General features: G+C 70.0%; 23 protein-coding genes. 7 read left to right on the top strand and 16 right to left on the bottom strand.

The window, feature by feature from the left end:
* Nucleotides 1-11: 11 nt before the first annotated feature.
* Entirely contained in the window at nt 12-863 is an 852-nt protein-coding gene (locus NAG42_RS28560) for an NAD(P)H-binding protein (protein WP_250034891.1), read from the bottom strand.
* 84 nt (nt 864-947) lie between these two features.
* Here NAG42_RS28560 and NAG42_RS28555 point away from each other — a divergent pair, with 84 nt between their 5' ends.
* Nucleotides 948-1,676 carry a TetR/AcrR family transcriptional regulator gene (locus tag NAG42_RS28555; protein WP_250034890.1) on the top strand — a complete coding sequence of 243 codons (729 nt, stop codon included), beginning with the start codon at nt 948-950 and terminating at the stop codon, nt 1,674-1,676.
* Between the two features lie 23 nt (nt 1,677-1,699).
* Here NAG42_RS28555 and NAG42_RS28550 read toward each other — a convergent pair whose 3' ends face one another.
* Nucleotides 1,700-2,323: a maleylpyruvate isomerase N-terminal domain-containing protein gene (locus NAG42_RS28550; RefSeq protein ID WP_250034889.1), complete on the bottom strand. Its 624-nt coding sequence runs from the start codon at nt 2,321-2,323 to the stop codon at nt 1,700-1,702.
* 59 nt (nt 2,324-2,382) lie between these two features.
* Here NAG42_RS28550 and NAG42_RS28545 point away from each other — a divergent pair, with 59 nt between their 5' ends.
* Nucleotides 2,383-3,240, top strand: a complete 858-nt coding sequence (locus NAG42_RS28545; RefSeq protein ID WP_250034888.1) for an alpha/beta fold hydrolase — start codon at nt 2,383-2,385, stop codon at nt 3,238-3,240.
* 41 nt (nt 3,241-3,281) lie between these two features.
* Here NAG42_RS28545 and mmsB read toward each other — a convergent pair whose 3' ends face one another.
* From mmsB to chvE, 3 genes are read right to left on the bottom strand one after another with little or no spacing between them, the layout of a single operon-like run.
* Nucleotides 3,282-4,517 (bottom strand): multiple monosaccharide ABC transporter permease, encoded by a 1,236-nt coding sequence (gene mmsB, locus NAG42_RS28540; RefSeq protein WP_250034887.1) that lies wholly within the window; start codon nt 4,515-4,517, stop codon nt 3,282-3,284.
* Nucleotides 4,514-6,046 (bottom strand): multiple monosaccharide ABC transporter ATP-binding protein, encoded by a 1,533-nt coding sequence (gene mmsA, locus NAG42_RS28535; RefSeq protein ID WP_250034886.1) that lies wholly within the window; start codon nt 6,044-6,046, stop codon nt 4,514-4,516. Before mmsA ends, mmsB begins: the two co-directional genes overlap by 4 nt.
* Nucleotides 6,046-7,173 carry a multiple monosaccharide ABC transporter substrate-binding protein gene (chvE, locus tag NAG42_RS28530; protein ID WP_250034885.1) on the bottom strand — a complete coding sequence of 376 codons (1,128 nt, stop codon included), beginning with the start codon at nt 7,171-7,173 and terminating at the stop codon, nt 6,046-6,048. Before chvE ends, mmsA begins: the two co-directional genes overlap by 1 nt.
* A 257-nt stretch (nt 7,174-7,430) precedes the next feature.
* Between chvE and NAG42_RS28525 the strand changes: the two genes are divergently transcribed.
* Entirely contained in the window at nt 7,431-7,832 is a 402-nt protein-coding gene (locus tag NAG42_RS28525; protein ID WP_250034884.1) for a GNAT family N-acetyltransferase, read from the top strand.
* A 612-nt stretch (nt 7,833-8,444) separates the two neighbouring features.
* Here the strand turns inward: NAG42_RS28525 and NAG42_RS28520 are convergent.
* Nucleotides 8,445-8,897, bottom strand: a complete 453-nt coding sequence (locus tag NAG42_RS28520; protein ID WP_250035101.1) for a hypothetical protein — start codon at nt 8,895-8,897, stop codon at nt 8,445-8,447.
* A 599-nt stretch (nt 8,898-9,496) separates the two neighbouring features.
* Here NAG42_RS28520 and ybiA point away from each other — a divergent pair.
* Entirely contained in the window at nt 9,497-10,069 is a 573-nt protein-coding gene (ybiA, locus tag NAG42_RS28515; protein WP_438872454.1) for a riboflavin biosynthesis intermediates N-glycosidase, read from the top strand.
* 392 nt (nt 10,070-10,461) lie between these two features.
* On the opposite strand, the gene NAG42_RS28510 is transcribed toward ybiA, so the two are convergent.
* Both NAG42_RS28510 and NAG42_RS28505 read right to left on the bottom strand, forming a co-directional pair.
* Nucleotides 10,462-11,322 (bottom strand): MEDS domain-containing protein, encoded by an 861-nt coding sequence (locus tag NAG42_RS28510; RefSeq protein ID WP_250034882.1) that lies wholly within the window; start codon nt 11,320-11,322, stop codon nt 10,462-10,464.
* A gap of 110 nt (nt 11,323-11,432) precedes the next feature.
* On the bottom strand, nt 11,433-12,530 hold the full coding sequence (locus tag NAG42_RS28505) for an LCP family protein (protein WP_250034880.1): 1,098 nt from the start codon (nt 12,528-12,530) through the stop codon (nt 11,433-11,435).
* Nucleotides 12,531-12,708: 178 nt separating this feature from the next.
* Between NAG42_RS28505 and NAG42_RS28500 the strand changes: the two genes are divergently transcribed.
* Nucleotides 12,709-13,641, top strand: coding sequence for a glycosyltransferase family 2 protein (locus NAG42_RS28500; protein WP_250034879.1), 933 nt, complete (start codon nt 12,709-12,711; stop codon nt 13,639-13,641).
* Nucleotides 13,634-14,722 (top strand): glycosyltransferase, encoded by a 1,089-nt coding sequence (locus NAG42_RS28495; protein WP_250034877.1) that lies wholly within the window; start codon nt 13,634-13,636, stop codon nt 14,720-14,722. The genes NAG42_RS28500 and NAG42_RS28495 overlap by 8 nt, the downstream gene beginning before the upstream one ends.
* A 145-nt stretch (nt 14,723-14,867) precedes the next feature.
* Here the strand turns inward: NAG42_RS28495 and NAG42_RS28490 are convergent, their stop codons facing one another.
* Together NAG42_RS28490 and NAG42_RS28485 are read right to left on the bottom strand one after the other, a co-directional pair.
* Entirely contained in the window at nt 14,868-16,364 is a 1,497-nt protein-coding gene (locus NAG42_RS28490; RefSeq protein ID WP_250034875.1) for a hypothetical protein, read from the bottom strand.
* Complete coding sequence (locus tag NAG42_RS28485) at nt 16,361-17,224, bottom strand: hypothetical protein (RefSeq protein WP_250034873.1); 864 nt, start codon at nt 17,222-17,224, stop codon at nt 16,361-16,363. Before NAG42_RS28485 ends, NAG42_RS28490 begins: the two co-directional genes overlap by 4 nt.
* A gap of 249 nt (nt 17,225-17,473) precedes the next feature.
* Here NAG42_RS28485 and rho point away from each other — a divergent pair, with 249 nt between their 5' ends.
* Nucleotides 17,474-18,607 (top strand): transcription termination factor Rho, encoded by a 1,134-nt coding sequence (gene rho, locus NAG42_RS28480; protein WP_284045996.1) that lies wholly within the window; start codon nt 17,474-17,476, stop codon nt 18,605-18,607.
* Nucleotides 18,608-18,694: 87 nt separating this feature from the next.
* On the opposite strand, the gene araA is transcribed toward rho, so the two are convergent.
* The 6 genes from araA to NAG42_RS28450 are packed head-to-tail and all read right to left on the bottom strand — an operon-like array spanning nt 18,695 to nt 26,178.
* Nucleotides 18,695-20,176, bottom strand: coding sequence for an L-arabinose isomerase (araA, locus tag NAG42_RS28475; protein ID WP_250034871.1), 1,482 nt, complete (start codon nt 20,174-20,176; stop codon nt 18,695-18,697).
* Entirely contained in the window at nt 20,173-20,925 is a 753-nt protein-coding gene (locus NAG42_RS28470; protein ID WP_250034870.1) for an L-ribulose-5-phosphate 4-epimerase, read from the bottom strand. Before NAG42_RS28470 ends, araA begins: the two co-directional genes overlap by 4 nt.
* Nucleotides 20,926-20,930: 5 nt before the next feature.
* A complete protein-coding gene (gene araB / locus NAG42_RS28465; RefSeq protein WP_250034868.1) occupies nt 20,931-22,634 on the bottom strand; it encodes a ribulokinase in 1,704 nt (567 codons plus the stop codon).
* Nucleotides 22,635-23,642: a galactofuranose ABC transporter, permease protein YjfF gene (gene yjfF, locus NAG42_RS28460; RefSeq protein WP_438872458.1), complete on the bottom strand. Its 1,008-nt coding sequence runs from the start codon at nt 23,640-23,642 to the stop codon at nt 22,635-22,637. It abuts the gene before it with no gap.
* Between the two features lie 5 nt (nt 23,643-23,647).
* Nucleotides 23,648-24,667 (bottom strand): ABC transporter permease, encoded by a 1,020-nt coding sequence (locus NAG42_RS28455; RefSeq protein ID WP_250034864.1) that lies wholly within the window; start codon nt 24,665-24,667, stop codon nt 23,648-23,650.
* Complete coding sequence (locus tag NAG42_RS28450; RefSeq protein WP_250034863.1) at nt 24,664-26,178, bottom strand: sugar ABC transporter ATP-binding protein; 1,515 nt, start codon at nt 26,176-26,178, stop codon at nt 24,664-24,666. Before NAG42_RS28450 ends, NAG42_RS28455 begins: the two co-directional genes overlap by 4 nt.
* Nucleotides 26,179-26,227: the final 49 nt, after the last annotated feature.

Genomic DNA, 26,227 nt, shown 5'->3' with positions numbered 1-26,227 from the left:
TGCCAGGAGTGTCACCGGCCCGCAGCGAGCTCCTCGCGGACGGTGCGGGCCGGACGGCCGAGCAGCTTCTCGAGGGTGGGGTCGGTCACCGCGAACTCGCCCCGGCGTGCCGCGCGGAACATGCCGAGCGTGAAGTCGGCGGCGAAGGCGGGCATGCCGCCGGCGACGGCGGCGGCCTTCCACTCGTCGTCGGCGAGCACCACACGCTTGATGTCGCGGCCGGTCACGTCGCTGAGGACGGCGGCGACGGCCTCGAAGTCGAGCAGCTCGGGGGCGGTCAGCGGCGGGGTGACACCGTCGAGTGCGTCCTCGGCGAGGGCGATGGCGGCCGCCTCGGCCAGGTCGTCGTGCGCCGTCCAGGAGAACGGGCCGTCCGCCGGCAGGGCCAGCGCTCCGGTCTCGAGGGCCGCGCCGAGGTAGTAGTTGAGCGTGCTGGCGTAGAAGCCGTTGCGCAACGCGGTGAAGGGCACCTCGAGCGAGGCCAGGTAGTCCTCGGTCTCGGCGTGGGTGAGCTGCGGGGCGAACAGGGAGTCCTGCGACGACGCCTGGTGGCTCGTGTAGAGGATCCGCCGCGCGCCGGCGTCGCGGGCGGCGTCGATAGCCGCCTTGTTGGCCGCCACGGCCCCGTCGCCCCGGATCGACGCGGAGATGACCAGGACGCGGTCGGCACCCTCGAAGGCGTGCGCGAGGCCGTCGGGTGCGGTGAAATCTCCCTCGCGGACCCGCACACCGCGCTCGGCGAGCCGGCCTGCCTTGGTGGCGTCGCGGACGCTGACACCGACCTCGGCGGCCGGCACACGCTCGAGCAGGCGGTCGACGATGCGGGAACCCAGCTGTCCGGTGGCACCGGTGATGACGATCATGACAACTCCTTCGTTTCCATGGGTATGGGCTAGACGTTAGCACCGATACACCGGTGGCTAACAAGAGGCTGTTAGCATCGCTACATGACGGATACGGAGACCGCCGCCGACAGCGGCATTCGCGCGAGGATCGTCGAGGCGGCCACCCGTCTTCTCCGGGAGCAGGGCGTACGCGGGGTGACGACGCGCGCCGTCTCCCAGGCGGCCGGCGTTCAGGCGCCGACGATCTACCGCCAGTTCGGCGACAAGGACGGCCTGATCGACGCGGTCGCCGAGCACGTGATGGCCACCTACGTCGCCGCCAAGTCGGAGACCGCCGCCACCGAGAACGGCGACCCGATCGCCGACCTGCGCGCCGCCTGGCAGGCCCACATCGATTTCGGCCTGGCCAACCCCGGCCTGTACGCGCTGCTCAACAACCCGGACCGTGCCGGGCACTCCCCCGCCACCGAGGCGGGCATCGAAGTGCTGCGGGCCCGCGTACGCCGGGTGGCCGCCGCCGGGCTCCTGCGCGTCGACGAGGCCCGCGCCGTCGCCATGATCCACGCGGCCGGCTCCGGAACCGTGCTGGCCCTGCTCGGCACGACCCCCGCCGACCGCGATCCCGGTCTCTCCGACGCCCTGTTCGACGCCGTGACGGCCGGCATCCTGGCCACCGCCCCCGCCACCACCGACCCCGGGCCCACGGCCGTCGCGGTCACCTTCAGCACCGTGCTGGCCGACCTCCCCGCCCTGACCGACGCCGAACGCGCCCTCATGGCCGAGTGGCTGACCCGCTCACTGACCCACCTGCGCCACAGCACGACACGCTGAAGCTCGTATCCCAGCCCCCGGTCTCAGGACTGCGGTTGTGGCCGGCCGTCCCATCTCCAGCTTGTCCGGACCGGACGGCCGGGAAGTGCCACGCGGCCGGTGGCCCACAACAGCGTCGCCCACGGGTCGGCCGCCGCCGGCACGTCGGGAAAGATCCGAGCCAGCGCCGCCGTGCACAGGTCGGCCGGCGGTGACCACGGCCGGCCGAGTCCGGTGCACACATCGTGCATGTGGACGAACACCTCGACCACGGCCATCGCCGCGAAGCCCGAAGCGTCCGACGTGCCGTAGTTGTGGAACGACAGGCGGTCCGGGGGCACAGCGTCGACCATGACGGTGAGCATCGTGCCGCCCACCTCGAAGACCTGCACCAGGCCGGCCTGCCCCTCGGCCGGGTCGGCGAAGATCGACAGTCCTGGGCCACCGTCGCGGCGGTACTCCCAGCCGACCGGGACATGGGTGGTGATGGAGGGCTTGGCCGGGGCGAGCTGGGCGGCATACGTGAAGAGGCAGTCGGCCAGGTGCTCGACCGTCTCCCAGCACGTCCACTCCAGACCGCCGGCCGGCCTCTGCCAATCCAGGTCCAGCGCCGCCGTCAGGGTCTCGCGGGCGAGATCGCACGCACGCGTCACATCGTCACCGATCATCCGACGATTACGGGCCATCGGTGGGATCCGCGCAACCGAATTGGGGTATCGGCAGAGCCATGTTCGAAGGCTTTGTGGATGAGCGGGTGGACGTCGGCGAGGTCGAACTGCGGGTCCGGCACGGTGGCGACGGGCCGCCCGTGCTTCTGATTCACGGCCACCCCCGTACGGGATCGACCTGGCACCGGGTCGCGCCGCGCCTGGTCGAGGCGGGACTGAGCGTTGTCTGCCCGGACATGCGCGGCTACGGCCGATCGGGCTGCGCTTCGCTCGAGGACGACCATTCTCAGCAGTCCAAACGGGCAGTGGCTGGAGATCTCGTCCGCCTGATGAAGGCGCTCGGCCATGAGCGGTTCGCCGTCGCCGGGCACGATCGCGGCTGCTACGTGGCGCTCCGGCTCACCCTCGACCACCCGTCGGCCGTACGGAAAGCGGTCCTGATGGACGGGGTGCCGATCAGCGAGGCGCTGGCCCGGTGCGACGCGCGATTCGCCGCGGCCTGGTGGCACTGGTTCTTCTTCGCCCAGCCGGACAAGCCGGAGCGCGCGATCCTGGCCGATCCGGACGCCTGGTACTCCGGCACGCCCGAACGCATGGGCGCGGAGAACCACGACGAGTTCCGGGCCGCGACGCGCGACCCTGACACCGTGCGCGCCATGCTCGAGGACTACCGGGCCGGGCTGACCGTCGACCACGAGCACGAGCTGGCCGACCGGGCCGAGGGGCGCCGGATCACCTGCCCCGCACTGTTCCTGTGGTCCACCCGCGACGACACGGAGGACCTGTACGGCGATCCCCTGGCGATCTGGCGCGGCTGGGCCACCGACATCCGTGGCGTGCCGATCGAGTCGGGCCATCACATGGCCGAGGAGAACCCGAAGGCGGTCGCCCAGGCCCTCACCGACTTCTTCCGGTGAGCCCGGGGTGCCCGTGGGCTCACCGCCCACGGGCACCGCTGTCAGCGGCTGGCTCCGGCCCGGCGCTTGGTCCACACGTCGAAGGCGACCGCGGCCAGCAGGACCGCGCCCTTCACGAGCATGACCTGTTCGCTGGGGGCGCCGATCAGGCTCATGCCGTTGTTGATGACGCCCATGATCAAGCCGCCGGTGATCGCGCCGACCACCTTGCCCACGCCGCCCTGGACGGCGGCGCCGCCGATGAAGGCGGCGGCGATCGCGTCGAGCTCCAGCTGGTCGCCGCCGGTGGGGTTGGCCTGGTTGAGCCGGCCCGCGAAGATGATGCCGGCCAGCGCGGCCAGCACGCCCATGTTCACGAAGATCCAGAAGACGACGGCTTTCGTCTTGACGCCGGAGAGCGTCGCCGCCTGCAGGTTGCCACCGACGGCGTAGATCTGCCGGCCGAAGACCGCCCGGTTGGTCAGCAGCGAGTAGCCCAGCACCAGCGCGGCCAGCAGCACGAGCACCCACGGCAGGTTGCGGAACCGGGCGAGCTGCACGATCACGAACATGACGACGACCGACGCCGCCACGATCTTGGCCACGAAGAGCGGGAACGGCTCGACGACCTGACCGAAGCGCGCCCGGCCGGCCCGTGAGCGCCACTGCGAGACCACGATGCCGCCGACCGCCACGACTCCGATCAGCACGGTGAACAGGTCGGCTCCGCCGAGCGCGCCGAGCCCGATGTTGCCCAGATACCCCTCGGTGAAGCCGTTGGCCAGGGTCCGCACCTCGTCGGGGAACGGGCCGATGCCCCGGTTGCCGAGGATGTTGTAGGTGACCGCCCGGAACAGCAGCATGCCGGCGAGCGTGACGATGAACGCCGGGATGCCGAAATACGCCACCCAGTAGCCCTGCCAGGCGCCGATCAGCCCACCGACCACCAGGGTGATCAGGAGCGCCAGCGGCCACGGCACATCGTGGTTGACCATCAGCACGGCGGCGACCGCGCCGGTGGCGGCGACGATCGAGCCGACCGACAGGTCGATGTGCCCGGCGATGATGACCAGGATCATGCCGATGGCCAGGATCAGGATGTACGAGTTCTGGACGATGACGTTGCTGATGTTCTGCGGGGCGAGCATGTCGCCGCCGGTGAGGATCGTGAACAGCAGCACGATGGCCGCGAACGCGATGTAGATACCGCTCTGCCGCAGATTGATGCGGAACCGGCGGGGGCCACCCGGCGCACGTTTGAAGGCTGCGGCCGGCTGCTTCGTCGTGGCAACGCTCACGAGCGGGCCTCCTGTCCGGCGGTCATGAGGGTCATGAGCCCTTCCTGGGTGGCCTCGGCGCGCGGCACCTCACCGGTGATCCGCCCGGCCGAGAGGGTGTAGATGCGGTCGCACAACCCGAGCAGCTCGGGCAGCTCGCTGGAGATCAGCAGGATCGCCTTCCCGGCCTCGGCGAGCCGGTTGATGATCGTGTAGATCTCGTACTTGGCACCGACGTCGATGCCCCGGGTCGGCTCGTCGAGGATCAGCACGTCGGGGTCGGTGAAGATCCATTTCGACAGGACAACCTTCTGCTGGTTGCCGCCGGAGAGCTTGCCGGTGATGCTGGCGACGCTGGGCGCCTTGATGTTCATGCTCTGCCGGTACGACTCGGCGACCTGGTATTCCTCGTTGTCGTCGACCCAGCCCCGGCGCGCCAGCTTGCGGAGCCCGGCCGCCGACACGTTGCGCTTGATGTCCTCGATGAGGTTGAGCCCATACCGCTTGCGGTCCTCGGTGGCGTACGCGATGCCATGCTTGATCGCCTCGCCGACGGAGCGCAGCTTGATCTCGCGCCCGTCCTTGATGATCCGCCCGCTGATCCCGGTGCCGTAGGCCCGGCCGAAGACGCTCATCGCCAATTCCGTACGCCCGGCGCCCATCAGCCCGGCCAGGCCGACGATCTCGCCGCGCCGCAGGGAGAAACTCGCGTCCGAGACGAGCAGCCGGCCGTGCTGGGTCGGGCTGTGCACCGTCCAGTTCTCGACCCGGAAGACCTCGTCGCCGATCCTCGGCTCGCGCGGCGGGAAGCGGTGGTCGAGGTCGCGGCCGACCATCCCACTGATGATCTTGTCCTCGGTGAGGCCCTCGGCGTCCAGCGTCGTGATCGTCCGGCCGTCGCGCAGGATCGTCACGCGGTCGGCGATCGCGAGCACCTCGTTGAGCTTGTGCGAGATGATCACGCAGGTGATGCCCTCGTCCCGCAGGCCGCGCAGCAGGTCGAGCAGGTGGGCCGAGTCCTCGTCGTTGAGAGCCGCGGTGGGCTCGTCGAGGATCAGCAGCCGTACCTGTTTGGACAGTGCCTTGGCGATCTCGACCAGCTGCTGCTTGCCGACGCCGAGATCGAGCACCTGGGTCACCGGGTTCTCGCGCAGGCCGACCCGGCTCATCAGCTCGGCCGCGGCCGCGTTCGTACGGTTCCAGTCGATCAGGCCGCGCTTGGCCTGCTCGTTGCCGAGGAAGATGTTCTCGGCGATCGACAAGTTCGACGCCAGCGCCAGCTCCTGATGGATGATCACGATGCCGCGGTGCTCGCTGTCGCGGATGCCACCGAAGCGGCATTCCTGACCGTCGAACGTGATCTCGCCCTGGTACGTGCCGTGCGGGTGGACGCCGGAGAGCACCTTCATCAGGGTGCTCTTACCGGCGCCGTTCTCCCCGCAGATCGCGTGGATCTCGCCGCGGAGCACCTCCAGGTTGACGTCGTCGAGCGCGCGAACGCCCGGGAACGTCTTGGTGATGCTCCGCATGCGGAGGATGACGTCACTCATTACTTCAGCTGAGCCTCGGTGTAGTAGCCGCTGTCGACGAGTTCCTTCTTGTAGTTGGACTTGTCGACGATCACCGAGTCGAGAAGCATCGACGGCACGACCTTCACGCCGTTGTCGTAGTCGGTGGTGTTGTTCGTCTTGGGCGTCTGACCCTTGAGCACGGCGTCGGCCATCTCGACGGTGGTCTTGGCGAGCTCGCGGGTGTCCTTGTAGATCGTCGAGTACTGCTCGTCGAGCAGGATCGACTTGACCGACGCCTGCTCGGCGTCCTGACCGGTGACGATCGGGTAGGGCTTGGCCGACGTCCCGTACCCGTTGCTCTTGAGGGCCGAAAGGATGCCGATCGAGAGACCGTCGTAGGGCGAGAGCACGCCGTCGACCTTCGCACCGCTGCGGTACGTGGAGGTCAGCAGGTTCTCCATGCGGTCCTGAGCGACCTGGGCCTTCCAGCGCAGGATCGCGACGGTCTTGAAGTCGGTCTGCTTGCTTTTGACGACCAGGGTGCCGTCGTCGATCTTCGGCTTGAGCACGCTCATGGCGCCGTTGAAGAAGAACGTGGCGTTGTTGTCGTCGGGCGAGCCGGCGAACAGCTCGATGTTGAACGGGCCCTTGGCGTCACCGGCCGAGCCGTCCGCCTTGAGCACCTTCAGACCGGTCAGCAGCGAGGTCGCCTGCTGCACGCCGACCTTGAAGTTGTCGAACGTCGCGTAGAAGTCGACGTTGGGACTCTTGCGGATCAGCCGGTCGTAGGCGATGACCGGGATCTTGTTGGCCTTCGCGTTCTCGAGCTGGCTGGTGAGCGTCGTGCCGTCGATCGACGCGATGATCAGCAGCTTGGCGCCCTTGGTGATCTGGTTGTCGAGCTGCTGGGTCTGGGTCGGGATCTTGTCCTCGGCGTATTGGAGGTCGACCTGGTAGCCGAGCGCCTCCAGCTGCTTCTTCAAGTTGTCGCCGTCGCTGATCCAGCGCTCCGAGGAGCGGGTCGGCATGGTGACACCGATCAGAGCGCCCGCGCTGTCGCCGGCGCCGGCTTTCTTGTCGACTGTCTTCTCACTTGAGCCACATGCGGCCAGGGAGGTCGCGAGCACGGCGGCCGAGACCACCGCACCCATCCTGGACAACTTCATGCGGTTCTCCTTCATCGGGTCCGTCGGAGCGGGGTGGAAGCGAGTGTGAACGGTCACACTCGCGGGTGTCAACCGTTCCGAGCAACGTTGCCGTCATTTGGCCGTAACTTTGTTATCGATAACAGCACGGTCTCGACGGCCCGCACGGGTGTCGATGCATGGTGACCAGGCTGGATCCACCGGCATCGTTGTAATCGGAGCAGAATCATCAAAAAACGGAGAGGCGGACCGGTCGCGCCGTCGATAGCTTGTCCCCGATGACCGCCACACTGATCGCGCGATTCCCCGTGGACGACCGGCAGCTGAGCGCCCTGCACGCACGCGCCTTCGGTGGCGACCCCTCAGTGGTGACGCCGTGGGCCCGGCGTCTCGAACGGCACGCGCTCACCTGGATCGGCGCCTTCGAAGCCGGGCGACTCACCGGCTTCGTGCAAGTGTGCTGGGACGGCGGCTCGCACGCCTTCCTGCTCGACACCGCCGTCGACCCCGCCGGCCAACACGAGGGACTGGGCACAGCCCTGGTCGCCGCGGCCACCGCCGAGGCCCACACCGCCGGCTGCGAGTGGCTGCACGTCGACTTCGAGCCCCATCTGGCCCACTTCTATCTGGACCGCTGCGGCTTCCAGCCCACCGACGCCGGCCTGATCCGCCTGACGTAGCACCGCGTGCGAGGGCCAGGTGGACCAGGCAAGCGACGGTGGGCCGGAAGCCGCAGCGGTTCGGCCACCGGAGATCCCCGACGCGGGGCGAACAGTCGCGCAGCCAGCGAACTTGGGCGGTGAGGTAGGCAGGCAGCGGGCAGCAGCCGGACGGCAGGCCCGCAGCGGGCAGCAGCCGGACGGCAGGCAGGCAGCGGGCTGCAGGCAGGCAGCGGGCAGCGGGCAGGCAGGCGGCGGGCGGCGGGCGGCAGCCCGGCGGCAGGCGGCAGGCGGCAGGCGGCAGGCGGCAGCCCGGCGGCAGGCGGCAGGCGGCAGGCGGCAGGCGGCAGGCGGCAGGCGGCAGGCGGCAGGCGGCAGGCGGCAACAGGCGGCAGGCGGCAACAGGCGGCAGGCGGCAACAGGCGGCAGGCGGCAACAGGCGGCAGGCGGCAGCAGGCGGCAGGCGGCAGCAGGCGGCAAGCAGTCATGGAGCCAGCGGGCAGCAGGCGGCGGGTCGGCAGGCGGCAGGCGGCAGCCAGTCATGGAGCCAGCGGGCAGCCAGTCATAGAGCGAGGCGCGTCGGGCTGTCAGGGAGTAATCGGGCGGGCGGTCAGGAGGGAGCGGCGCGGGCAGTCAGGGAGTGAGCGGGGCGGTTGAGTTGGCGGCTAGGGCCTGCTTGATCTTGTGCAGGCCGGTGTGGATCAGGCGGCCGTAGTCGTCGTCGGGGAGGGCGTCCAGTTCGGTTTCGGCGGCGGCGACGTGATGGTGGGCTTCGGCGCTGTGGCCGAGGCGGCGGTGGGCGTCGGCCAGGTTGAGGTGCAGGGAGGGTAGGAACGCGCGTACCTGGAAGGTCTTGTTGTATTGCTGGGCGCGCTCGTCGGTGAGGTCGGTGGCGACGACCAGCGCTCGCTCGTCCCACATCAGTTCGTCGGCCACCGTCTCCTCCAGGTCAGCCACGAAATGGGCGATCGTGACCCGGTGCAGGGCGTCATCGGTCTTGCTCCACAAGTCTTCCAGCTCGGCGCGGGCGCCGGCTCGGTCGCCCGCGCGGCCCCGCTCGATCGCGGCGCCGATCGCCGCCATCATCTCGTCGCTGTCGGTGTGCGGCACAGTGCCCTCCCGGGAAGTTGGTCCATGGCCGAAGCGACGGTCGCCCACGACGGCGGGAGCCGCCACGAGAGCGGACAGCCACGGTCAAGAGCGGCAGTCGTCCTCGGCGGCGAGCCTCGCCCTCGGCGGCGACACTCGCCCTCGGCGGCGACACTCGCGCTCAAGAGCGACAGTCATCTCGGCGGCGACAGTCACGCGCGAGAACGACAGTCACGTTGGCGGCGACAGTCACGTTCCAGAGCGACAGTCACCTTGGCGGCGACAGTCACGTTCCAGAGCGACAATCACCTTGGCGGCGAGCCTCGCTCCGACAGCGATGATGGTTCCTCGACCAACTCGAGGGTCAACCCGGCCTCACTGTGCCGCCCGGCGAATCGCGGCGGTGGCTGAGGCTCGGAGTCTGGCCCGGCGGGCCCGGCGCGCGCGGAGTGCGGCCGGCGGCAGGGCCGGGCTGGAGGGTTGAGTGACCGGTCGGGAAGTGGTCTTGAGGTCTGTGTTCATGGGACGAACGTAGACCGGGGGTACGACAAAAATGGGGTCTGCGAAGCGGGCCGATGTGAGGCAGACTCGCGGGCATGTCTGTCATGGTCCGCAGCGTCGACGAGCTCGCATCGTTCGTGGCCGGGGAGGGCCGCGTCGAGTTTTTGTTCTTCTGGGGTCATCAGCCGGAACGGGACGGCAGCGTCGGCGCGGGTTGTCTCAGCCAGTGGTGGCCGGCGCGCTTCTCCGTGGAGGGGCACGACTTCGCCAGCGCCGAGCATTACATGATGTGGTGCAAGGCGGTGCTTTTCGGCGACGACGCCATGGCCCGGCGGATCCTCGCCGCGCCGCACCCCAAGGTGGCCAAGACGCTGGGCGGCCGGGTGTCCGGCTTCGAGCAGTACGTCTGGGACGAGCACCGTTTCGAGATCGTCGTGACCGGCAATCGGGCCAAGTTCGAGCAGCATGAGGAGCTTCGCGACTACCTGGTGAGCACCGGCAGCCGGGTGCTGGTCGAGGCCAGCCCGCTCGACCGTGTCTGGGGCATCGGTCTCGGCCGCGACGACCCGGCCGCCGCCGACCCCCGCCGCTGGCGCGGCACCAATCTGCTCGGCTTCGCCTTGATGGACGTCCGCGACAGCCTGCAACGGGAAAGCAGCGCGAGCTAGCGAACGGAGGTCAGCACAAGCCTGCGAACGAACGTCCACGACAGCAGGCGAACGGACACCGCCGAAAGCCGGCGAACCGACCTCAGCGCAAACCTGCGAACGAACGTCCCCGAGAGCCGGCCAACGGACACCGCCGAAAGCCGGCGAAGCACAAGCCAGCGAACAAACGGCCACGAGAGCCAGCCAACGGAAACCCCGAAAGCCGGCGAGCTCGCCTCAGCACAAGCCTGCGAACGAACGTGCCCGAAGCGGCCAACCGACACCGCCAGAGCCGGCGAACCGACCTCAGCGCAAACCTGCGAACCAACGTCCCCCAAAGCCAGCCACCGACACCGCCGAGAGCCGGCGAACCCACCTCAGCGCAAGCCGGCCAACGGCATGAGGAACGGCTTTCAGGTGGGGTAACCGGCCGCCACCACCAGCCCCCGGATCGACGCGGCGCCGTGGAAGTGCAGGAGGCGGATCAGGACGGGCGAGCAACCCACGATGTGCATGCGCCCGCGCCGGGCCGCGTCGAGCAGCACCCGGGCGGCCGCGGTGTCGGCGAAGCGGAGCGCGGTCACGTCGATCGTCACCACCGGCTGCTCGTCGCCGGAGAGGAGCGCCTCGTCGACCATCGCGGCCAGCGCGTGCCGGTTGGACATGTCGGCCTCCCCGGAGAGCCACAACCCGTACGGCTCCTCGGTCCTGCGAATGCGCAGCGACGTGTCGGGGTCGAAGGGCAGCACCGGGCCCGCCGCCGCGGGATGGGCGAGGGCCAGGCGTCGCAGGCACATCGGGTCGAAGGCTCGCCGGTCGTAGGCGCACACGCCCATCACATAGCCGTCCGTGAAGACCGTGTTGACCTTGGCTTCGTACCACTCGAGACGGTCGGCCCCGGGCACCTGGCGCCGGGCCCAGTTCATGTCGCCGACCACGCGCATCCCGCGATACCCCTCGGCGCGCGCCCGGGCCTTCCCGACGTGCCAGTGCGCGAGTATGCCCTCGGGGTCGAAGCCACCCCCGGCCAGGTAGCTGCCCTCGGGCGTCCCGGCCCACAGCTGCCCCGATTCGAGCAGGGCCCGCGTGGCCACCCCGCGGCGGCCCAGCCCGGCCAGCACCGCTGCCGGCTCGTCACCGGCGTAGATGAGCTTGTGGTGCTCGCTCACGCCGTCCGCCAGCACCGAGACGATCGCGTCCCGCCGGACCTCGTCGTCGTCGACGGTCCAGCACACGTGGTCGCCGAGTTCGAGGCGATCGAGCACCCCCGCCACGGGCACTTCCCCTCTGTAACGCCGAAGCAACGTGCCGTTCACCGTACGCTTCGAAGCGCTTCCGCCGCGTTACCTCACACGGGTGAGCCTGGTGCGGCGAAACCACCCGGTCAGGTGGCGACCCAGCTCGGATGGGCCGCCGCGAACGCTCCGACCCGGTCGGTCCGGACCGCTTGCAGGAGCCGCAGGCTGTCGGGGCTGAGGATCTGGACGCTGCCCGCCCTTGGAACCGACTCGCTGTCGAACTGCCCGCCGTTGGTCTTCAGGGTGACGACCTGTTCCGGCTTAAATTTGCGCATCGCGAAGGCCCAGTCCTCCAGCGAGATGCCACCGTTGTCCACCGTGACCGCCTGGCCGATCGCCGGGAGCAGGGTGGGCAGCTTCGCCGGTGAGGCCACGACCTGCGACAGCACCGCCTTGAGGAATTGTTGCTGGTGCCGCTGCCGCCCGTAGTCGGCGTCGTGGTCGGCCAGCAGATCGCGCTGCCGCACGAAGTCGAGTGCCTGGGCCGGCGTGAGGCAGTGGTTGCCCCGGGCGTAGAAGTTCGCCGTCACACCCTTGATCTTGTGGTTCACCGTGCCGTCGGAGTTGAGGGCGTACGGCACCGCGGGCCTGCCGTCGGCGGTGTGCCCTACGTGGATCGAGGTGGTGTCCTCGTCGACGTACATGCAGACCCGGCCCAGCTTCTGGACGACCTGCTGGAAACCCTGGAAGTCGATGACCGCACCGGCGTCGGGCGTGATGCCGGTCAGCTTCTCGACGGTCAGCGACAGCAGTTCGAAGCCGTGCTCGAGCGCCGCCTGACCGGTGTGCCCCCGGCTCCCGTACGCGAAAGCGGCGTTGATCTTGTTTTTCCCGCCCCGGTAGGTGCCGTAGGCCGGGATGGACACATAGCTGTCGCGCGGCAGGGAGACCAGGTACGCGTGCTGATGGTCGGCCGTCACGTGCAGCAGGATGATCGAGTCGGAGCGGGTCGGCTCCCCGGGCGCGGCCGAGGCGCGACGGTCGATGCCGACGAGCAGGATGTTCTTGGGTCCGGAGACGCCGGCGTGCGTGGCCGGGGCGGCGGCACCGAGCAGGTCGGTCTGCGGGATGGCTCGTACGGCCCGCTGCTCGACGACGAACGCGCCGCCCGCGACGACGGCCAGCACGGTGCCGAGCCCGGCGATCCAGAGCGCCCAGCGCGGGCGGCGGCGTGGTGATCTCACGTCGGCCAACACTGCGCCCGCCGGTTGAGAAGTCACTGAAAGTTCACTGTCGGACCGCTGAGACGGCCCGTGCACACGCGCGCTTCGTGTCGAAGACCACTGCGCTTAACCACCCGGCTGCCGCGCGCCCTTAATGTCCGGCCCAGGCCCCCACCGACCTGAAGCAGGTACCCAAGACATGGACGTCAGCGTCGTCATCCCGACGTGCAACCGCCCGGAACTGGCGACGCGCGCGGTGCACAGCGCCCTCGCGCAGACCCACCGCGACCTCGAGGTCATCGTCGTGATCGACGGGCCCGACGACAAGACGGTGACCGCGCTCGAGGAGATCGGCGACGACCGGCTGCGGGTGCTCGTCCTGCCCGAGCGCGGCAAGGCCCCGAATGCCCGCAACCAGGGCGTGCTGGCCGCCCGGGGCCGGTGGGTGGCGCTGCTCGACGACGACGACGAGTGGCTGCCCGGCAAGATCGGGACGCAGCTGGCCCTGGCCGCGACGGCCACCAAGGGCTCGCCGATCGTGGCCACCCGCATGATCAGCCGGACGCCGCGGGCTGACACCGTGATGCCGCGCCGGCTGCCCGCGCCCGGCCAGCCGCTCAGCGAATACCTGCTCGTGCGGCACGGCCTGTTCTACGGCGACGGCTTCATCCAGACCTCCACGATCATGGCGCCGACCGAGCTGCTGCGCCGGGTGCCGTTCACCGTCGGCCTGCGCCGGCAGCAGGAGCTCGACTGGACACTGCGCGCGTTGCAGCACGACGACGTGGAGCTGCTCTACGCCCCCGAGGCCCTCGTGCTCTGGCACCAGGATGAGAACCGCGAGCGGATCAGCCTGCAGAACCCGTGGGAGGAACAGCTGGCCTGGGCCCGCGCCAACCGGCACCTCTTCACACCGCGGGCGTACGCTGCGGTGACGATGAGCGTGATCAGCTCGATGGCCGCACCGACCCGCGACCCCAAGGTCTTCCGGCAGCTGCTGTCCGAGGCGCGCTTGCACGGCCGGCCGGGCGCGCTCGACTACGTGACGTTCCTGCAGATCTGGGCGCTGCCCCCGAGCGTCCGGCACCGCGTCCGCGATCTGGTGGTCGGCCGCAAGAACGCCCATGCCTAAGGCCCTCATCTGGCGCAGCGCGATGCTCCTGGGCTCGGAGACGTTCATCCGCAACCAGGCCGACTCGCTGAGCCGCTGGCAGCCGGTCTACGCGGGCGCGACGAAGGTCGACTCGGTGCTGGCCCGCGAGACCGACCTCATCGCCTACCCGTCCGAGGCCGACCGGCGGGCGTTCCTGCGGCTGCGGCTCACCGGTTCGTCGCCTCACCTGCACAAGCTGATGGCGACCGTACGCCCGGACGTGGTGCACGCCCACTTCGGCGGAGACGGCTGGCTGATCAGTGGCAGTGCCGCCCGGGCCGGGGTGCCGCTGGTGGTGACGCTGCACGGGCACGACGTCACCCGCCAGCCGTCCAGCACCGGCCCCAAAGGCGTGCGCTACCGCCGCAACCTGCGCACGGTCTTTCACCGGGCATCGATCCTGATCGCCGTCTCCGAGGTGATCCGGCAGAAGGCGATCGCGTGGGGCGCCGACCCGGCGAAGGTCCGCGTGCACCACACCGGTGTGCCGATCCCGGCCGCGGTCCCGGACTCCCCGAAGCAGTGGGACGTCGCTTTTGCCGGCCGGTTCGTCGAGAAGAAGGGCGCCGACGACCTGATCGCCGCGCTGAGCACCCTGAACGCGCGGGCACTGTTCCTCGGTGACGGGCCGCGGTTCGCCGAGATGCAGGGACTCGCCCGCAGCCTGCGCGTCGACGCCACGTTCCTCGGCGCCCAGCCCCTCGACGAGGTGTACCGCCTGCTCGGCGAGTCCCGGGTGCTGGCCGCGCCGTCCCGTACGGCGTCCGACGGCGACAGCGAGGGCCTGCCGACCACGATCGTCGAGGCGATGGCGCTCGGCCTCCCGGTCGTCGCGACGCACCACAGCGGCATCCCGGAGGCGGTCGCCGACGGCATCACCGGCCTGCTCGGCGCGGAGGGCGACCGCGAGGCGCTGGCGGCCAACCTCCGCAAACTGCTGGACGATCAAAATCTGCAGAGAGCGATGGGTACGGCGGCCCGGGCGCGCGCCGAGGCCGGCTTCGACGTCGTCAAGCAGAGCCGCCGCCTCGAAGACGTCTACGACGAGGCGGCGGCCTGAGCCGTCAGTTGTCACGCGCCGTCAACCCGCGCGCGCCGCCAACCTGCGCACGCCGTCAATTGTCGCGGGCCGTCAACCCGCGCGCGCCGTCAACCCGCGCGCGCCGTCAACCCGCGCGCGCCGTCAATTGTCGCGGGCTGAGCCGTCAGTTGTCGCGGGTGCGCCGCACGACCGAGCGGACGGCTCGCTTGCCGGCGCGAAGACCGCCGACCAGGGTGGTGGCGGCCTTGCCGGGAATCGTGGCCGAGAGCAGCGCGTTCATCTGACGCACCCGCTTGAGCTCGGCCTCGCGGCGCAGCAGCATCGACTCGTACCACTCGTGTTTCGCCTTGGCCTCGGCCAGCTCGCGGGTGAGGCGGGCCCGGTCGGCCAGCAGGTCCCCGACCGCGTGGGCGACCGGCGCCCCGGCCGGCGGGACCTCGGCCGGTTCAAGCTCGCGGCCGGTCATGCCGGCCAGCACAGCGGTCAGCTCGGCCTCGTCGGCTGGGATCGGCCACAGGTGGGCGAAGCCGCCGGCGATCACCGTCGCGGCGAACGCGCGCAGCGCGGTCAGCGGCTCGCCCGGCGGAGCCAGAGCGGTGAGCGCAGCCGGAGCCGGGTCGGCGAGCGCGGCCGACGCCAGGTCGGTAAGCGCAGCCGACGCCGGGGCGGTAAGCGCAGCCGGCTCGCTGACGACAATCTGACCCGCGCGGACCCCGGCGGCCGGGCCGGACTGCCAAGCCGTCAGCAGAGTGCGCATCCGGGGCAGGTCACGGCGCTGGGCGGCGGCCAGGAGGTGGTCCTCCAGGGTGCGCCCACGCGGCAGGTTCGTGGCCTCCCGCGAGGAGATCACGGCGTCGGGGGTGGGGATCGTGGTGTCGCCCGGTCCGGCGATGACGATCCAGGCCGGGGCCAACTCGGTGGCCAGGCCGTTGCGCAGGGCGCCGGTGGCCAGGCGTACAGGATCGGCCAGGGTGTCCGTCCTCGCCTCGACCGCGGTGGCGACGGCCGCCTCGAGCGCACCGGCGACCGACGGATCGGCCAGAATCTCGCGGCTCAGCAGCACGCTCGGTGACGTCAGAGACGGGTACGCCGCGTAGTCGCGCTCGACGCTCAGCCCCCTCCGCGTGAGCCGCTCCAGCAACCGCGCGTGCCCGGCCGGCCGCTGAGGATCGCGGTCGTCGGGCACCACCCAGTCGGCGTCGGCGGGTGCCGGCGGCAGCGCGACCAGGCGGTGGACGCCGAAGAGGTTCTCCATGCCCAGCAGCAGGCGGCCGCCGGGCTCGAGGACGGCCAGGAGCATCTCGAGGGTCTCGTCCCAGGAGTGCGGCTGGGCCTCGGCCGAGAGCAGGCGGTCGAGACCGTCGAACGCGACCACGGTGTCGTAGGCGGGCGCCGCCGCGAGCTTCTCGAGGCTGCCGCAGAGCACCGTGACGCCGGGGCGGGAGACGGCCGGAACGTCGGCGTCGCCGCGCACCAGGACGGTCAGCTGCTCGGGCGGCAGCGCGTCGAGCAACTCCGGAGCGTGCGGGCCGGCCACGAGCGTACGGCCGAAGGGTTGCGACAGCAGGGAACGCAGAGCGTCACCGGAGGCGGGAGCCGGGCCGTGGCTGCCGTCGAGGTCGGACCAGGAGAGCATCTCCCCGCCGATCAGGGTGGTCATCGGGTCAGCACTCCGGTCAGCTCGAGATCGGGAACTTCACGCGGGGACGGCCAGCCGAGCAGGCGGCGCAGCTCAGCCGGCGGCAGCAGCCGGTCGGCGCCCAGCTCGGCGACGGCGATCCGGCGAGCCACGTCGAGGTCGAGCGAGGGGCCGTGCAGGTCTGCCCATTCCCGGACGATCCGGGCCTGCCCGCCGAACGCCGATCTCTCCCGCTCCAGCTGCATCGGGTCACCGTAGACGGCCGGCTCGCAACCGGCGAGCGTGCCGTACATGATCGCGCTGCTCAGGCGGTTCGACGCCACCCGGGAATGTTTGCGCTGCTCAGCCAGTTGTCGATACAGGAAGCCGGGTTCGAGATCCTTCCACCAGCCACCCCGGTAGCCGTGCGAGATCACCCGGAAGCCGGCCCGCTCGTACGTGGCCCGGACCCGCTTGTCCCGGAACTCCTGCCAGTACAGGCAGACCGTGACCGGACCGCGCTCGGTGGCCCGGATCTGCTCGATGAGGCCCTCGTGGTTGCCGATGATGTGCTGCCCCTCCCAGCCGTGGAAGGGATACCAGATCGTCCCCTCGCGCTGCGGGGCGCCGGCCGGCTCGGGTTCCATCGCGATCAGGTACGCCCACGGGGCGCCGACCACGTAGACCTCACGGCGGCCCAGCGACCAGGCCCGGCGGCGGACCCGCTCGGACCAGACGAACTTCGGGACGCCGGGAACGTACTCGTGGTCGGGGGCCATGCCGTCGCCGATGTTCCAGCCGTGCTGCAGATATCCGTGGAGCCGCGGCGGGTCGGTGTCGTCGAGGCCGCAGTAGCGGGCCAGGACGTGGCTGTGGCCGTAGTAGTGGTTCGCGTGGTGCACGCCGCATTCCATACCGCCGACGCGTCCGGCCGGCAAACACGGCGTGTCCGAAGGATGTCATCTCTTGCGCTTGAACCGAGCAGTGCTACCTTTACCGCAGTCGCCCTCCGGATGCGGCACCAGTCCTGGTAGCCCCCGGTGAGTCACTCGGCAGCCTTCGCGGCTCGCCTTTTCCCACCGCGCCGTTACGGCGTTTTCTCTCATCCCTGCGTGGCGTTCTTTCGCCGCAGGCTCTCGAGGAGCACCCCCATGACAGTCACACCCACCCGAGGCCGCACGCGTACCGCGCCGGCCGAATCCGCCACCGCAGAGATCGCTTTCGACGCTCTGCTCGACATCGCCGACGACCGGGCCTGGTTGCGCGTCGACGGCTACCTGCCCGGAAAGAACGACATCCCGGTGAGCATGAACGAGGTGCGTCGCCTCGGTCTGCGCCGCGGCGACCGGATCGCGGGCGTCGCCCGGACGCCCGGCGGCCGCAAGCCGGCGACCCTCCAGCTCGACCGGCCGATGGGCCGGCGGCCCGAGTTCTATCAGCTCACGGCGCTCTATCCACAGGAGCGGCTGCGTCTGGAGACCGACCCCAAGCTGCTCACCACCCGGGTCATCGACCTGGCCATGCCGCTCGGCAAGGGGCAGCGGGCGCTGATCGTGGCGCCGCCCAAGGCCGGCAAGACCACGATCCTCAAGCAGATCGCCAACGCGGTCGCGCACAACAACCCCGAGGTGCACCTGATGGTGGTGCTCGTGGACGAGCGGCCCGAGGAGGTCACCGACTTCAGCCGTACGGTGAAGGCCGAAGTCGTGGCGGCCACCTTCGACCGGCCCCCGCACGAGCACGCGGCGCTGGCCGAGCTGGCCATCGAGCGGGCCAAGCGCCTGGTCGAGCAGGGCCAGGACGTGGTCGTGCTGCTCGACTCGATCACCCGGCTGGGCCGGGCCTACAACCTGATGGCGCCGGGTCGCGGGCGTACGCTCTCGGGCGGCCTGGACGCGTCAGCCCTCTATCCGCCGAAGCGGTTCCTGGGCGCGGCCCGCAACATCGACGGTGGCGGCTCGCTGACCATCATCGCCACGGCGCTGGTCGAGAACGGGTCGGCCATGGACAACCTGATCTTCGAAGAGTTCAAGAGCACCGGCAACGCGGAGCTCAAGCTCGACCGCACACTCGCCGAGGCCCGGGTGTTCCCGGCCATCGACCTGTCGTCGACCGGCACGCGCCACGACGAGGCGCTGCTCTCCCCGGCCGAGCTGGCGATCACCGCGCAGCTGCGCCGGGTCCTGGACGGCCCGGACGGCACCCGCCGCCTGCTCGACCAGCTGCGCGGCACAGCCTCGAACAACGAGTTCCTGCGCCGCGTGGCGCACTCGCTGGCCGCGTGACCTGTCCGGGCGGGCCGGCTCTCGGCGGAGTCGTCCGGGAGCCCGAGCTGAGCCGGCGAAGCGCAGCCCGGGCCAGGAACCGGACGGTCAGAAACCGCGGGCCAGGCGGTAGTAGGCCTGGTTCCAGCGGACTTCCTTGGTGAACTGCCGGATGGTCGTCGAGTCGTCGATCACCAGCAGCTCGGTGGAGAGCATCTCGGCGAGATCGGTCAGCTCCTCGGTGCCGACCACGGACGAGAGCACCGTGTGGTGCGGCCCGCCAGCGGTCAGCCAGGCCTCGGTGGACGTGGCGAAGTCGGGGGCCGGCTTCCAGACCGCGCGAGCGACCGGGAGCTTGGGCAGCGGTGCGCTCGGGGCGACGACCTCGATCTCGTTGGCCACCAACCGGAACCGCTCCCCCATGTCGGTCAGCCCGACGACGACGGCCGGCCCCGGGGCGGCGTCGAACACCATGCGTACGGGGTCCTCGCGCCCGCCGATCCCGAGCGGATGGATCTCGAGCCGGGGCGTGCCGGCCGCGATGGACGGGCACACTTCGAGCATGTGTGAGCCGAGAATTCGCTCCTGGCCGGGTGTCAGGTCATAGGTGTAGTCCTCCATGAAGGACGTGCCACCGGGCGCCATCGCCTTGAGCGTGTGCAACAGGACCGACGTCTTCCAGTCGCCCTCACCGCCGAAGCCGTAGCCGTCGCCCATCAGCCGCTGGACCGCGAGCCCGGGCAACTGGCGGAGCCCGCCCAGATCCTCGAAGTTGGTGGTGAACGCCCGGAAGCCGCCGGTCTCGAGGAAACCGCGCAGCCCGAGCTCGATCCGGGCCGCGTAGCGCAGCGAGTCGTGCCGTTCCCCGCCGTCACGCAGCTCGGGCGCGATGTCGTAGAGGTCGGCGTACTCCCCCACCAGTTTGTCGATCTCGGCGTCGAGCACCTGGTCGACCACGGCCACGAGATCGTTGACCCCGTACGTGTTGACCGAGACCCCGAACCGCAACTGGGCCTCGACCTTGTCCCCCTCGGTCACCGCGACGTCGCGCATGTTGTCGCCGAAACGCGCGAGTTTGAGCGAACGGACGGCTGCCAGCCCGCGCGAGGCGCGCACCCAGGAGGCGATCCGCTCGACCACGCGCGGGTCGGAGACGTGCCCGGCCACGGTCTTGCGCGCGACGCCGAGCCGGGCCTCGATGTAACCGAACTCGCGGTCGCCGTGCGCGGCCTGGTTCAGGTTCATGAAGTCCATGTCGATCGACGCCCACGGCAGCTCGACATTGGCCTGGGTGTGCAGGTGCAGCAGTGGGGTGCGCAGAGCGTCCAGCCCGGCGATCCACATCTTCGCCGGGGAGAAGGTGTGCATCCACGCGATGACGCCGATGACCTTGTCGTCGTCGTTCGCCTGCCGGGCCGTGGTGAGGATGTCGCCGGCGTTCGTGAGCACCGGCTTCCACACGACCTTGACGTCCAGCCCGGCGTCCAGCGCGGCCGAGATCTGCTGGGACTGCGAGGCGACCTGATCAAGGGTCTCGGGGCCGTACAGTCCCTGGCTGCCGGTCAGGAACCAGACCTCGTGCTCACTCATTGCTGTCCCTCCATCAGTTGCTGACCCTGCTTCACTTCGTGGCCGGCCGCCGGACCGTTCCCCGGCTCCGGACCGTCCGGCGACAACGGCCGGCCGTAGACGTTCTGGTAGCGGTCGAACAGCCTGTCGACGGCGGTGCCGGGCAGCCGCTCGATCGGGCCGAGCTGGCGGGCCAGGTGCATGGTGCGGGCGACGTCCTCGCACATCACCGCGGCCTTGACGGCGGCCTTGGCGGTGGCGCCGATCGTGAACGGGCCGTGCTGGCGCATCAGCACGGCCGGCGACCGGGAGCCGCGCAACGTCTCGACGATCCCCCGCCCGATGTCGTCGCTGCCGATCAACGCGAACGGCCCGATCGGGATGTCCCCACCGAACTCGTCGGCCATCGCGGTGATCGAGCACGGGATCGGCTCCCCGAGCGCGGCCCAGGCCGTGGCATACGGACTGTGCGTGTGCACGACGCCGTTCACCTCGGGCATGTGGCGATAGACGTACGCGTGCGAGGCGGTGTCACTGGACGGGCTGTGCTCCCCCTCGACGAGAGCACCGTCCAGGTCGCACACCACCATCGAGTCCGGCGTCAACGAGTCGTACTCGACCCCCGACGGCTTGATCACCATCAGGTCCTCCCCCGGCACCCGGGCCGACACATTGCCCGACGTCCAGGTGACCAGTCCCCACCGGGTGAGATGCGCATGCAGATCACACACCTCGGCACGGATCTGAGCGATCGTCTGGGAAACGCGCACAACCGTCACTCCCCGGCTCCTGACACAACAGATCCGCTCACTTCGCGGCCGGACGACGGGCGGAAGGCCTCGTCGCGGATCGCGCGCAAGCGGTGCAGGGCCTTGCCGGCGCCCAGGCCGAAGTAGTCGTGCAACTCGGCGTACTCGGCGTAGAGACGGTCGTAGACGTCGGCGTCCGGGGAGTTCGGCTGCCACACGTCCTTCTCGACCCGGCCCATCGCCTCGGACGCGGTCGCCACGTCCGGGTAGGCACCGGCGGCCACGGCCGCGTGGATGGCCGACCCCAGAGCCGGCGCCTGCTCCGACGAGGCCACGCTGATCGGCCGCCGCAGCACGTCGGCGTAGATCTGCATGACCAGCGGGTTCCGCTTGAGCCCGCCGGCCGCGACGAACTCGGTCACCGGCACCCCGGCCGCCTCGAACGTTTCAACGATCTTCCGCGTCCCGAAAGCGGTCGCCTCGATCAGCGCCTTGTAGATCTCGAACGGCCGGGTGGCCAGGGTCAGCCCGGCGATCACCCCGGACAGGTGGTGATCGACCAGCACCGACCGGTTGCCGCTCTGCCAGTCGAGGGCGATCAGACCGTGCCCGCCCACCGGCTGCGCGGCTGCCTCCTGGGAGAGCAGATCGTGCACGCTGACGCCGGATTCGCGCGCCTGATCGTGCACGTACGGCGGAACCCCGTTGTCCACGAACCAGCCGAAGATGTCCCCCACGCCGCTCTGCCCGGCCTCGTAGCCGTACAGCCCCGCGAGGATGCCGCCGTCGACCACGCCGCAGATCCCCGGCACCGCGGCGCGCGACGACGAGTTCATGACGTGGCAGGTCGACGTCCCCATCACCAGCAGCATCTGCCCCGGCCCGACGGCCCGGGCGGCCGGCGATGTCACGTGCGCGTCCACGTTGCCGACCGCCACAGCGATGCCCTCCGGCAACCCCGTCCAGGACGCCGCCTCGGCCGTCAACCCGCCGGCCCGCTCACCCAGAGCCGAGATCGGGTGCGCGAGCCGCGTCGACGCGAAGTCCTCGAACGCCGGGTTGAGCTCGGCCAGATAGTCGGCGCTGGGATACTCACCGTCCTGCAGAATGCCCTTGTATCCGGCCGTGCACGCGTTGCGCGTCTCGACACCGCACAGCTGCCAGATGATCCAGTCGGCCGCCTCGATCCAGCGCTCGGTGCGCGCGTAGACCTCCGGGTCCTCCTCGAGCACCTGCAACGCCTTCGCGAACTGCCACTCCGAGGAGATCTTGCCGCCGTACCGGTCGATCCACGGCTCCCCGCGCCGGTGGGCCAGTTCGTTGATCCGGTCGGCCTGGGGCTGCGCCGCATGGTGTTTCCACAGCTTCGCGTACGCGTGGGGCCGGCCCGTGAACGCGGCGAGCTGACAGAGCGGGGTGCCGTCGGCCAGCGCCGGCAGCACGGTGCAGGCGGTGAAGTCGGTGGCGATCCCGATCACGTCGCCGGGGTCGATGCCCGCCGCCGCCACGGCCTCCGGGACCGCCGTACGCAAGACCGCGACGTAATCGGCCGGATCCTGCAGGGCCCAGTCGGGCCGCAGCCGCTTCCCCGTGGCCGGCAACGTCCGTTCGATCACGCCGTGCTCGTATTCGTGCACGGCCGAGCCCATTTCCTCGCCGTCGCTGACCCGGACGACGACAGCGCGCCCCGAGAGCGTGCCGAAGTCCACCCCAACGGTGTACGCGGTCATTCACTTGGCCTTTCTGGTGACGAGCCGCTGCAGGACGATGAAGACGAAGAGCAGGATCCCGACCACGATCCGGGTCCACCACGAGTTCAGGTCGCCCTGGAACGTGATGATCGTCTGGATCAGGCCGAGCACCAGCACGCCCAGGACCGTGCCCAGCACATACCCCGAGCCGCCGGTCAGAAGCACCCCGCCGATGACCACCGCGGCGATCGCGTCGAGCTCCAGCCCCTGCCCGTGCAGGCTGTAGCCGGACGATGTGTAGAAGCTGTAGAGCACTCCGCCCAGCGACGCGCAGAAACCGCTCAGGGTGTAGACCGCGATCCGCGTACGGCCGACCGGCAAGCCCATCAGCAGCGCGGAGTCGGCGTTGCCACCGATCGCGTACACGTTGCGCCCGAACCGCGTCCAGGCCAGCACGAGCGCGGCGATCAGCACCACGATCAGCGCGATCACCACGTTGAGCGAGATGAAGACGCCCTCGCCGAACCGGAACCGCTTCTGGGCCATCTGGATCCAGAAGTCGTTGGTGATCGGGATCGAGTTGCGGTCGATGAGCAGCGACAGCCCGCGGGCCAGGAACATGCCGGCCAGCGTGGCGATGAACGGCTCCACCTTGAAGAAGTGGATGACCGCACCCATGCCGAGCCCCATCACCGTGCCGATGAGCAGCACCAGCGGGAGCACCACCCCGGCCGGCCAGCCCGCCGCCAGCAGGGTCGCCGTCACCGTCGTGGTCAGGGCGATCACCGCACCGACGGACAGGTCGATGCCGCCGGTGAGGATCACGAACGTCATGCCGACCGCGACCACGAGCAGGAACGCGTTGTCGACGAACACGTTCAGCAGCACCTGGGTGTCGCCGAAGCCCTCGTAGTTGTAGACGCCGACCGAGTACATGACGATCAGCAGCACCAGGGTGGCCAGCACCGGGACGTGCCGGGTGTTGGGCCGGTAGACCCGGCGGCCGAGGATCGGACGATTCCGCTGCGGCGTGGGTGGAGTGGACACGTCGATCACGCCGGAACCTCCACTCGCTTGGTGCCGAATCGGCCGAAGACCTTGGCCCGGAACGTCGCCGACTGGGCCAGACAGAGAATGATCACGACGACGGCCTTGAACAGCAGCGTCGTCTCGACCGGGACGCCGACGCTGACCGCGGTGATGTCGAGCGTGGTGATGATGACCGCGCCGAGCACGCTGCCGGCGATGGAGAACCGGCCACCGGTCAGCGCCGTGCCGCCGAGGACGACGGCCAGGATCGCGTTGAGCTCGATCAGGTTGCCGGCCGCGTTGCTGTCCGCGCTGGACACGTCGGAGCTGTAGATCAGGCCGGCCACGCCCGCGAAGGCCGCCGCGAACACGTACACCATGATCGTGATCCGGCGGGCCCGGATGCCGGCCAGCCGGCTCGCGGTCGGGCTTCCCCCGACCGACTCCAGGAGCAGGCCCAGAGCCGTACGCCGGGTCAGCGCGACCGTCAGGCCGACCGCGACCGCCGCGATCAGGAACGAGACGGGGACGGCCAGAAAATATCCGGCGCCGATGACCCGGTAGGGCGCCGAGTGGACGTTGAGGATCTGCCCGCCGGTGATGAGCTGAGCCACGCCGCGCCCGGCGACCATCAGGATCAGCGTCGCGATGATCGGCTGGATCCCGAGCACCGCGACCAGGAATCCGTTCCACAGTCCGAAAACCACGCACAGGGCGATCGCCGCGCCGACGACCAGCAGCACCGGTCCGAGTGCGTCCGGGTTGCTCAGGTCGCCGATCAGCAGACAGGCCAGCGCGCCCGAGATCGCCATCACCGAGCCGACCGAGAGGTCGATGCCGCCGGTCGCGATCACCAGCGTCATGCCCAGCGCGACCAGCACCAGCGGCGCGCTGCGGCGCAGGATGTCGATGAGCGAGCCGTAGAGGTGCCCGTCCTGCAGCGTGATCGAGAAGAAGTTGTTCGAGAACACGAGGTTGCTGGCCAGCAGCACCACCAGGACGGCGGTGGGCCAGAACAGCCGGTGTCTCAGGAGTGTCGTCATGGCGTGGCTCCGCTGGCGATGGTCTGCATGATGCGGTCGGCGTCGACGTCGTCGCCGTTCTGGAGCTCCTCGACGAGCCGCCGGTCGCGCAGCACCTCGATCTTGTGGCTGAGCCGGAGGACCTCCTCGAGCTCGGCGCTGACGAACAGCACGGCCATGCCGCCGTCGGCCAGCTGGGCGACCAGCCGCTGGATCTCCGCCTTGGCGCCGACGTCGATACCGCGGGTGGGCTCGTCGATGATCAGCAGCCGGGGCTCGATGATCAGCCAGCGGGCCAGCAGCACCTTCTGCTGGTTGCCACCGGACAGGTCCCGGACCAGTCGCTCGGGGTCGGCCGGGCGGATCTGCAGCGCCTTGACGTACTTGTCGACGAGCTCGTCCTGCTTGCGGCGCGGGATGGGCCTGGTCCAGCCGCGGGCGGCCTGCATGGCCAGGATGATGTTCTCCCGTACGGTCAGCTCGCCGATGATTCCCTCGGTGCGCCGATTCTCCGACGAGAAGGCGATGCCCTTCGCCATGGCCTCGCGCGGGCTCTTCACGGCGGAGGCGTTGCCGTCGACCAGCAACTCGCCGTGATCCGGGCGGTCGGCTCCGAACAGGAGACGGGCCAATTCCGTACGGCCGGAGCCGAGCAGCCCGGCCAGGCCGACCACCTCGCCGGCGTGGATCGTCAGGTCGAACGGGGCGATCGCGCCCGTGCGGCCGAGTTGGCGCGCCTCGAGGATGGGCGTCCCCCGTTCCGGCGAGCTCGCCTCCCGGGCCTGCTCCTCGATCTCCTCGAGGGCCTCCAGCTCCTTGCCGATCATCTTGCTGATCAGCTGCATCTGGGGCAGGTCCTCGGTGCGGAACTCACCGATCAGCCGGCCGTTGCGCAGCACGGTCATCCGATCGGCGATCTCGTAGACCTGATCGAGGAAGTGGCTGACGAACAGGATCGCCACGCCCTCGTCCCGCAGCCGCCGCATGATCGTGAAGAGCTGCTCCACCTCGGAGGCGTCCAGGCTGGAGGTGGGCTCGTCGAGGATCAGCACGCGAGCCTGGATGTCGACCGCGCGGGCGATCGCCACCATCTGCTGGATGGCCAGCGAGTAGCTGTCGAGCTGGGCCGTGACGTCGAGGTCGAGATCGAGACGGGCGAGCAGGGCGGCCGCCCGCTTGCGCATCTCGGACCACTGGATGCGCCCGAACTTGCGCGGCTCGCGACCGATGAAGATGTTCTCCGCCACCGAGAGGTTGGGGCAGAGGTTGACCTCCTGATAGACGGTGCTGATGCCGGCCTGCTGAGCCTGCAGCGGACCGGTGAACCGGACCTGCTGCCCGGCCAGCTCGATCTCGCCGCCGTCGATGTCGTAGACCCCGGTCAGCACCTTGATGAGCGTCGACTTGCCGGCGCCGTTCTCACCCATCAGCGCGTGGATCTCGCCGGGTAACAGCCGGAAGTCGACGCCGTCGAGGGCGACGACGCCGGGGAAGATCTTCTTGATGCCGGTCATCTTCAACTGGTCGGCCATGTGGGCTCCGTTCAGCGGTGGGCCGTCCTGGTCGGACGGCCCACCAACC

The sequence above is a fragment of the Paractinoplanes maris genome (genome assembly GCF_023544465.1).
Taxonomy (GTDB): Bacteria; Actinomycetota; Actinomycetes; order Mycobacteriales; family Micromonosporaceae; genus Actinoplanes; species Actinoplanes maris.
The sequence above is the reverse complement of the archived record's forward strand: the minus strand, read 5'-3'. Positions and strand labels throughout refer to the sequence as shown.